This window comes from Kocuria sp. CCUG 69068, from assembly GCF_020833785.1.
GTDB lineage: Bacteria > Actinomycetota > Actinomycetes > Actinomycetales > Micrococcaceae > Kocuria > Kocuria rosea.
The window spans coordinates 1-1745 of the sequence record NZ_PDDL01000222.1; the positions used below are offsets into that span (position 1 = coordinate 1).

3 protein-coding genes are annotated in these 1745 nt (G+C 76.8%); all 3 read left to right on the top strand.

Features of this window, described 5'->3' with window-relative positions; all coding sequences use genetic code 11:
- Positions 1 to 696, top strand: a 696-nt coding sequence (locus tag CRM73_RS19090) for an FAD-dependent oxidoreductase (protein ID WP_229588785.1), incomplete at its 5' end; no start/stop codon positions are given.
- Positions 693 to 932 carry a sulfur carrier protein ThiS gene (thiS, locus tag CRM73_RS19095; protein ID WP_017831913.1) on the top strand — a complete coding sequence of 80 codons (240 nt, stop codon included), beginning with the start codon at positions 693 to 695 and terminating at the stop codon, positions 930 to 932. The genes CRM73_RS19090 and thiS, both read left to right, overlap by 4 nt.
- Before the next feature lie 64 nt (positions 933 to 996).
- The coding region (gene thiG / locus CRM73_RS19100; RefSeq protein ID WP_229588786.1) for a thiazole synthase at positions 997 to 1745 on the top strand (749 nt) is incomplete at its 3' end.

Consider the following 1745-nt stretch of genomic DNA (forward strand, 5'->3'; position numbering starts at 1 on the left):
AACGCCGAGGGCGCGGCGACCGGCGTCCGCCTGGCCGGCGGCGGGATGGTCTCCGCGACCTGGACGGTCCTCGCCCCCGGCGCCGGGCTCGGCGAGCTCGAAGGACTGCCGGAGGACTGGCACCCGCCGCTGCGGCCGGTGCACGGGGACATCCTGCGCGCCCGGGTCCCCGCCGGGGCGCCGGAGCTGCTCGAGCGCACGGTCCGCGGCCTGGTGCACGGGGTGCCCGTCTACCTGGTGCCCCGCGCCGACGGGACCGTGGTGATCGGGGCGACCTCCCGCGAGGACGACCTGTCCGGTCCCAGCGCCGGCGGCGTGTTCCGGCTGCTGCGCGATGCCCAGGCGCTCGTGCCCGGCGTCGCCGACCTCGAGTTGGTCGAGGTGCTGGCCCGCGCCCGGCCCGGCACCCCGGACGACATCCCGTACTTCGGCCGGGTCCGCGACCCGGACGGCTCGCCGGTGCCGGGGCTCGTGGTCTCCACCGGCTACTTCCGCCACGGCGTCCTGCTCGCCCCGCTGGCCGCCCGGCTCGCCGCGCAGCTGGTGGCCGGCGGGACCGGAGCCGATCCGGCCGCCGACGCCGAGCACCTCGCCGCCACCGACCCGCACCGCTTCGACCGCCCCGTCGAGGCCCGTCGAGGGGATCCCGCGCCGGCCGCCGCCGGGCCCGGGCCCCGGAGCAGGAGCACCCGATGACCGCCATCACCCTCAACGGCCGCCCGCACCGCGTGGCGGCGGAGGCGACCGTCGTCGACCTCGTCGCCGAGACCGTCGGCCGCCCCCTGGGCCCCGACGGCGCCCCGCTGGACGGCGGGCGCCTCGGCGTGGCCGTGGCCGTGGACGCCGCGGTCGTGCCCCGCAGCCGCTGGCGGCGGACCCCCGTGGCGGAGGGCCAGTCCATCGAGATCATCACCGCCGTCCAGGGAGGCTGACGTGACCGCCCCGCACCCCGACCCCCTCGTGCTCGACGGCATCGAGCTGAGCTCCCGGCTGATCATGGGCACCGGCGGCCTGAGCTCGCTGCACACTCTGGAGCAGGCGCTGCTGGCCTCCGGCACCGAGCTGACCACCGTGGCCCTGCGCCGCTACGCCCCCGGCCAGGGCGACTCCCTCTTCGCGCTGCTCGAGCGCAACGACATCCGGATCCTGCCCAACACCGCCGGGTGCTACACCGCCCGGGACGCGCTGCTGACCGCCGAGCTCGGCCGGGAGGCCCTCGAGACCGACTGGGTCAAGCTCGAGGTCATCGCGGACGAGGACACGCTGCTGCCCGACGTGGTGGAGCTCCTCGACGCCACCGAGCAGCTCGTGGCCCGCGGCTTCAAGGTCTTCGCCTACACCTCCGACGACCCGGCCCTCGCCCGCCGGCTCGAGGACCTGGGCGCGGCCGCGGTGATGCCCCTGGGCGCTCCCATCGGCACCGGGCTGGGCATCCTCAATCCGCACAACATCGAGCTCATCGCCTCCCGGGCGTCCGTGCCCGTGGTGCTCGACGCCGGGATCGGCACCGCCTCCGAGGCCGCCCTGGCCATGGAGCTGGGCTGCGACGCCGTGCTGCTGGCCAGCGCCGTCACCCGCGCCCAGGACCCGGTGGCGATGGCCACCGCGATGCGCCACGCCGTGCTCGCCGGCCGGCTGGGCCTGGACCCGCAGGTGTTCTGGGACATCGCCTCGGTGTCCTCGGGCAACTCCTGGGCGCTGCAGACCTGGTACCCCGTGCCGGGGATCGTGGACTCCGCCGCGGC